The 407-nt window shown below is 56.0% G+C and carries 1 pseudogene; it reads right to left on the reverse strand.

Annotation, left to right across the window (positions count from 1 at the left end):
- A pseudogene (locus FCS21_RS16630) lies at positions 1-272 on the reverse strand (50S ribosomal protein L3 N(5)-glutamine methyltransferase); the annotation flags it as partial.
- Between the last annotated feature and the right edge of the window lie 135 nt (positions 273-407).

Raw genomic sequence — 407 nt, forward strand, 5'->3', positions numbered from 1 at the left:
CACGCCTCTTTCAACAGGTAGGCCGTGGGCACCCGCTCATGAATACGGCGATGCAACAAACGCTGTACGTGAGAGATTTCCTCTTCTTCCAGGTTGCAATCGAGGTAGCTGTCGGCAATTTCCCATGGCAGGTGCAAAGCGCCGAGCACCAACTGCCGGGCTTCGTCCCAGGCATTGTCGGTGCCATGGCCAAAAAACAGGTCTTCCCCATGGAAACGGCTGACGGCCCAACGGATGTGGTCGCGCAAGGTGCGCAGGCGAGATGTGATCACGGGGGGCAGACTCCTGGAAAAAACGACTGGCGATTCTAACAGCCTTCGCCTGTACCGACGATGTACGAAAAGCTGTTGCCATACGTCGGATTTCATCCAAATCGCCATCATTCGGTTAAACATCGCCGCCACTTG

It is taken from the genome of Colwellia ponticola (assembly GCF_005885605.1).
Taxonomy (GTDB): Bacteria; Pseudomonadota; Gammaproteobacteria; order Enterobacterales; family Alteromonadaceae; genus Colwellia; species Colwellia ponticola.